The 6,195-nt window shown below is 42.6% G+C and carries 6 protein-coding genes and 1 pseudogene; 2 read left to right on the forward strand and 5 right to left on the reverse strand.

Annotated features, from left to right (window positions below; all coding sequences use genetic code 11):
* The first annotated feature begins 102 nt into the window (after positions 1-102).
* Positions 103-375: an acylphosphatase gene (locus tag AWT60_RS17320; protein ID WP_056767668.1), complete on the forward strand. Its 273-nt coding sequence runs from the start codon at positions 103-105 to the stop codon at positions 373-375.
* A 16-nt stretch (positions 376-391) separates the two neighbouring features.
* Here AWT60_RS17320 and AWT60_RS17325 read toward each other — a convergent pair whose 3' ends face one another.
* Both AWT60_RS17325 and AWT60_RS17330 read right to left on the reverse strand, forming a co-directional pair.
* The gene (locus AWT60_RS17325) at positions 392-1,498 is read right to left on the reverse strand and encodes a nitric oxide synthase oxygenase (RefSeq protein ID WP_056767665.1); all 1,107 of its coding nucleotides are present in this window, start codon (positions 1,496-1,498) and stop codon (positions 392-394) included.
* A 104-nt stretch (positions 1,499-1,602) separates the two neighbouring features.
* Entirely contained in the window at positions 1,603-2,160 is a 558-nt protein-coding gene (locus tag AWT60_RS17330; protein ID WP_056767662.1) for a PadR family transcriptional regulator, read from the reverse strand.
* 112 nt (positions 2,161-2,272) lie between these two features.
* On the opposite strand from AWT60_RS17330, the gene AWT60_RS17335 reads away from it, so the two are divergent.
* The gene (locus AWT60_RS17335) at positions 2,273-2,758 is read left to right on the forward strand and encodes a phenolic acid decarboxylase (protein ID WP_056767659.1); all 486 of its coding nucleotides are present in this window, start codon (positions 2,273-2,275) and stop codon (positions 2,756-2,758) included.
* Between the two features lie 72 nt (positions 2,759-2,830).
* Here AWT60_RS17335 and AWT60_RS17340 read toward each other — a convergent pair whose 3' ends face one another.
* From AWT60_RS17340 to AWT60_RS17350, 3 genes and pseudogenes are all read right to left on the reverse strand, one after another.
* The gene (locus AWT60_RS17340; protein WP_087976418.1) at positions 2,831-4,462 is read right to left on the reverse strand and encodes a M14 family metallopeptidase; all 1,632 of its coding nucleotides are present in this window, start codon (positions 4,460-4,462) and stop codon (positions 2,831-2,833) included.
* 177 nt (positions 4,463-4,639) lie between these two features.
* Positions 4,640-5,938, reverse strand: coding sequence for an Mg(2+)/citrate complex secondary transporter CitM (citM, locus tag AWT60_RS17345; protein ID WP_056767653.1), 1,299 nt, complete (start codon positions 5,936-5,938; stop codon positions 4,640-4,642).
* A gap of 32 nt (positions 5,939-5,970) precedes the next feature.
* Positions 5,971-6,195 (reverse strand): annotated as a pseudogene (locus AWT60_RS17350) (hypothetical protein); the annotation flags it as partial.

Raw genomic sequence — 6,195 nt, forward strand, 5'->3', positions numbered from 1 at the left:
GTCTACTGGCCTTTATTTTACATCGTTTGACAAACAAATCATAGTCGAGGCGTGAAGATCAGATACAGGCTATGGTACGATGTGAAAAAAGGAGAGATGACCATGATTCAATATCACGCCATTGTAAAAGGACGTGTGCAAGGAGTCGGCTTTCGTTATTTTGTTCAGGGAGAAGCCGTCAATCGTGGAATGAAAGGCTGGGTACGCAACACAGATGAAGGTCATGTCGAGTTAAAGGTAGAGGGTGAGCAGCACAAAGTGATTGATTTCTTAGAGACTGTCCGGAAAGGAAGTCCTTTTTCAAAAGTCACCGACATGCAAATGGAGCCGCTCACCGAGCTTGCTCATTATCAAGATTTTCGAATACGGTCATAAAAAAACCTAGCTCTCGCTAGGCCTTTTCTGTCCCGTGATAGGGCTTGTCCTGATAAAAATAGTTTGGTTTCACAATGGTATTGTCGTAATGCTTGTGGAATATGTGGGTAGCAGCTGGTGATACTGGCGGAATCAGCCATGTCCAGTCCCCAGTCAGCTTGCGGTCAGCCTTTTCTTCCTGCTTTTCAAACTGCTTGAATTGATGTGCTGCTGTATGATGATCAACAATGGTCACCCCTGCTTCACGATAAGAATGGAGAACCGCCACATTCAATTCGACAATGGCTTTATCCTTCCAAAGGGACGCATTCTTGGTTGTGTCCAGTCCTAAAAGAGAAGCAACTTTTTTCAGCATATTGTAGCGGTTTTCATCCGCTAGGTTGCGTGCGCCAATTTCTGTGCCCATATACCAGCCATTAAACGGTGCAGCATTGTAATGAATACCGCCAATCTCTAATTTCATATCAGCAATAATCGGAACCGCATACCATTTTAGTCCCAAATCACGGAATCCATCATATTCAGGATGGGTGATCTCTACCTCTTGGACGATTTCTTTCGGAAGCTCATACAGAACAGGCGGCTGACCTTTTAGCTGAAACATGAGAGGCAAAATATCAAAATGTGTGCCTTCTCCTTCCCAGCCATAGGCTTGACATAATTTTGTTAATTCAAGAGATGCCTCGTCGCCGATGATGCCATATTCCGACTCATAGCCTGCATAACGAATGAGCTGATGATTATAAATGACGACTTCCTTCTGTCTGTTTTTCTCTGGGGGAAAGATCGTAATGGACGGTTTGATTTTCCCGCCATTTGTCGCATACTCAATATGATGAAAGAGCGCCTCCTTCACCTCATCCTCTGTCTTTACATGCCGGCAGTCATGCACTTGCAGGGTAGACCAAAACAAACGGCCAATGCAGCGGTTACTGTTGCGCCATGCCATTTTCGCCCCGTGAGCTAATTCCTCTAGTGTATGCGTATAAATTCCTTCAGACTCAATTTCTTTTTTTATTTCATGCAGACGTGCTGCTTTCTCTTCATTTGACTTGTTTAATTCTTCATAGCATACAGAAATAAAAGCTTCTGCTTCATTCCACAACGCTTCTTGATTACTCAAACATACTCGCCTCACTTTAATACGAATATATCCATTGTAGCGGTTTCTATTGATAAATTCACTCGTTTCAAACCATTTTTTATCATATCATCCGACCATTGTCCTTAGACCATAGATGAATCAATACGTTTAAGGGTCTTTTGGAGCCAGCGGACATAGCCTTTTTCTCTTTCAATTGCCCTTGTCAGCACTAAGTAATGCCCAAATTGCGCTGAATGCAGCGATTCAGCAGAAGGGTCTTCCTCTGTCAAAGCGTGCAGCTTCTGTTCCAGCACATCTACTTTCTTGGTGCGCTCTAACAGTTGATAGGCAAACAGGTCAGCCGCTTCTTTTTTGTCCATGGAGGAGATGAAAAAGGTTTTGAGCATGAATTCATCCTTTGTTGTTTCCGGAATCGGATCTTTTGTTTTTAACCACTGACGCAATTCTTCTTTTCCTGCCGCTGTGATTTGATAGACCTTCTTCTCTAGCTTTTTTCCTTGTATATGAATATCAAATTCAATAAACCCTTCCTCTGTAAGACGCTTCAGCTCAGGGTAAATCTGACTGTGCTTCGCACTCCAAAACTGTCCAAGAGAATCCTTAAAATGTTTCGTGATATCGTATCCCGTCAGCTCACGCTGATCCAGCAAGCCAAGAATGGCATATTTTAGTACTCTCATGATGTGCCTCCAACGCTTATTCTTTGACAATAGTATACCATAGACTTTAAAATAAACATGTAAATCACAACATGTTTGAAAAAACATCATTCTAATGAAAGAAGGAATAAACATGGATCAATTCGTTGGACTTCATATGATTTATACGTATGAAAATGGCTGGGAATATGAGATTTACATTAAAAACGATCACACCATTGATTACCGCATTCATAGCGGAATGGTTGGAGGACGCTGGGTCCGTGATCAAGAAGTAAATATTGTGAAGCTGACAAAAGGCGTATACAAAGTCTCTTGGACAGAACCAACTGGGACAGACGTCTCTCTGAACTTTATGCCTGAGGAAAAACGCATGCATGGCGTCATCTTCTTCCCTAAATGGGTGCATGAACGTCCAGATATCACAGTTTGCTATCAAAATGACTACATCGATCTCATGAAAGAATCTCGTGAAAAATACGAAACCTATCCGAAATATGTTGTCCCAGAATTTGCGGACATTACGTATATCCATCATGTAGGTGTGAATGACGAAACCATTATCGCAGAAGCACCATATGAAGGCATGACAGATGAAATAAGAGCTGGACGAAAATAAAAAAAGCGGCATGCCTAGTGCCGCTTTAGATTGTTGACAAAGGGCTAAAATGATCTTTATTTTAGTCCTTTTTTATTGAATACCTAACGTCTTTTGAGGAAGCACGAAACGATAGACTGGCAGTTCATCCCCTGTTTTTGAAGCAATAAACCCTGATGACATATAGCTGTCCTTTGATTCTGGTTCAAGGGCAAGTGAGAGCAAATTGGTTTGCGGCTGTGCCGTGACATATACCTTTGTTCCTTTTGGCAGCTGACGTTTCTTGTCAACGAGTTTTGTTTCAAGCTGAATATCTGTTTTGCTCTTTTCTTCTCGCTTTGTCACCTGATAGGCTTGTACCGGCACTTTCATGCCAGCCGGCAATGTGACACTTTTTAATCCTAATGTTCTGAGTTTCCTCTCTACTCCTTCATGCCCCGGAAGAATGAGATAAGCTGTCGGCCGTTCTCTTGTTAAGACGGGAACAGCATCGCTCGCACTGTGAAAGCGTACAGGAACTTGAGTTGTTTGTCCTTTCTCAATATCGACCATTTCCAGCGAGTCATTGACAGGTGCTTGGAAATCGTCTTGAATGACCACCTGATCATCATCATTTGGCTGCAGTCCTTTTTTGACCAGCTTCAGCCGCTCCGTCACCATTTGCTGCTTCACCTGTTTGGCATGTTTCACCGTGGTCTCAATGATTTTTTCATGGGTGGCTACTTGTGCAGCGACGCGGCGGGCAAAATCCTCTCTTCCAATCCCAATCCCTCTGCTTTCTACAAGAAATGACAGGGCTGGCGAAAGTGCAAGGGCATTACGGCCAATTCGCGCATCCGTTCCACCTTCATAGATGTCGATCTTTCCATCCTTTCCTCTTGTGTTTGTATAATACAAATCGTTAGAAAATCCTTTATTCGTCAGCGTTTCACGAACTCCGTTAACGTATAACTCATTTGATGTCAGCCGGATGCTTTCAGGAATGTTTAAATTCTTACCTGAAAGAATAAGCAAATCATGATATTTGAGAGCGCCTGATGAACCGATATCTTCAAACTGCTTTTGACCCACATCGTATTCATGGGCATCAATAACCACCTCTGGCGCATACCGATTAAATTCTTGATGCAGGGCTGTCAGTTCTGGAGACTCTAATGTCATATGATCACGGTTTCCGTCTAATCCGTTTGCCAGTCTGCGGTCAAACGCATAAGAACCATCAGGATTGATTCTTGGGACAATGATGATATTGACATGATTGAGTATACGCTCTCCTTCTTCACCTGCTAATCGTTTTGCAATGACGAGAGCAGATTCACCGGAGGCTGGTTCATTTCCATGTATTTGTGCTTGGAGCCAGATGGTTGGCTTTTTTGAAAGTGGCGTGATGGAGCGATCCTTTGTAAAGTACAGGGCCGGAATGGATCTACCTTCAATGGATGTTCCAATTTGTTTCTGCGTGGCGTAAGGACTTTTGCGGACAATGTCTCGTAAGAAAGCTTGAAGCTCTTCTTGTGTCGTAAATGCTTCTTCTTTTTTCTGAAAGGCAGGGGTATCAAACGTCTCGTCAGGCTTAGGGTATAGCTTTTTCACTGAAGCTGGTTGTTCATAACTCTTTCCATAATAAGGGGTTTCTGCATGAGCTGAAGCTGGGCTCACCATCGACAAACTGCCTGCCAAGAGGCATGCAGCAGCAAAAAGAATCGTGCCTTTTCGTTTGGACATGCTATCCTCTCCCTTCGTTGATTTGCATTATAAAGAAAAAAACAGAAAAAGTGTCAGTATTTTTCAAAAATAAATCTTTTGGAGGAACAGGCATGTCTTTGTCTAGGGCAAATGAATGGAGCCTGCCCGGCAATATGACCTAAAAAAAGTGCCTGCCCGCAGCAGACACTTTTTTATTTACCAGATGGAAATGGCCCCAATGAGAACCGCCATGACGGTCATAGCGACGACTGCCAGCACAGCCCATTTCATCCCAAATTTCTGATGCTGATCCAGTGATACGCCAACAAGTCCAACAAGTAAATGAGTTGATGGAACAAGTGGACTTAACATATGAATCGGCTGACCAATAATAGAGGCTCTGGCAATCTCAATTTTATCGACACCGTATGCTGCCGCTGTTTCTGATAGGATCGGCAGTACGCCATAAAAGTATGCATCATTCGGCATAAAGAAAGTAAAGATCCCGCTTGTTAATGCGACAATGACTGGAATAAAGCCGCCAAGCTGCTCTGGAATTGCAGATACAATCGAAATCGCCATTTCATCGACCATTTTCGTTCCAGTTAGAATACCTGTAAAAACACCTGCCGCAAAAATCATCGAAGCAATGGCTAAAACGTTTGTTGAGTGAGCGGCAATTCGCTCACGCTGCTGATCCAAGTTCGGATAGTTCACGATGATCGCCACACAGAAAGCAAGAACAAATAGAACAGTTAAGCTGACTTTACCTGATACAAGCAGCAGCACCAATAACAAAGTCAGCGCCAGGTTAAACCACCAAAGCTTCGGCCGTTTGATGTCATCTTGCAGTGCCGCTGCCATTTCATTTGCATGAATCGGCTGTTCAAGTTCAATCACACCAAGGCGTTTTCTTTCGGCTTTTCCAAGAAAATAAGCAACAATAATCATACTGAGAACCCCTGCACCAATGACTGGAATCATCGGTCCAAATAAAAGTGAAGGATCAACGCCAAGTGCACTCGCCGCTCTAGGTGTAGCTCCTCCCCATGGAATTGTATTCATAATTCCCATGCCAACCCCGGCAATACCCGCTAAAATAATTGGACGGATGCCAAGCAGCGTAAATAGTGGAAGCATCGCTGTTGTTGTAATCATATACGTTGTCGTTCCGTCACCATCAAGTGCAACAAGCATCGTCAGGACAGCTGTTCCGACCACGATTTTTAATGGATCGCCTTTAACGATTTTTAAAATTTTCGCCACCATTGGGTCAAATAAACCCGCATCAATCATAATGCCAAAGTACAAAATCGCAAACATGATCATGACCGCTGTTGGTGCGACTTGTTGCACGCCTTTGACAATCATGTCTGAAATTTCAGTAAAATGAAAACCTGCAATAAGAGCAAATGCAATTGGTGTTAACACCAATGCCGTTAAAACAGACATACGTTTCGTCATAATCAAAACCATAAATACAATCATCATAAGAAATCCTAAGATTGCTAACATATTGTTCACCCCTTATGTTGTATACGCTTTCATTAATGTGTTGGTATCCCATTTCCAACCCTTTTTGTCATCATATCTGAGGTGTGAATTGAAGTAAATATTATGAATTTTAATTCTTTTTCGGTCGATAAATGCTTTTTGTTCATTTTGTTCAACCATTGGGCTTTTTGATTCCATGAAAAAAACAAAGGGTTTATTTTAGCCCTTTGTCTTCTTTTCAGCGTGATAGAAAACCTTCGAAGTCTAGGAAGGATGAG

The organism is Bacillus sp. F2HM (genome assembly GCF_019266135.1).
Taxonomy (GTDB): Bacteria; Bacillota; Bacilli; order Bacillales; family Bacillaceae; genus Bacillus; species Bacillus safensis.

What these genes read in the sequence shown, in the direction of transcription:
- AWT60_RS17320 (WP_056767668.1), top strand. Translation starts at nt 103, where the DNA reads ATGATTCAATATCACGCCATTGTAAAAGGACGTGTGCAAGGAGTCGGC.
- AWT60_RS17330 (WP_056767662.1), bottom strand. Translation starts at nt 2,160, where the DNA reads ATGAGAGTACTAAAATATGCCATTCTTGGCTTGCTGGATCAGCGTGAG.
- AWT60_RS17335 (WP_056767659.1), top strand. Translation starts at nt 2,273, where the DNA reads ATGGATCAATTCGTTGGACTTCATATGATTTATACGTATGAAAATGGC.
- AWT60_RS17340 (WP_087976418.1), bottom strand. Translation starts at nt 4,462, where the DNA reads ATGTCCAAACGAAAAGGCACGATTCTTTTTGCTGCTGCATGCCTCTTG.
- citM (WP_056767653.1), bottom strand. Translation starts at nt 5,938, where the DNA reads ATGTTAGCAATCTTAGGATTTCTTATGATGATTGTATTTATGGTTTTG.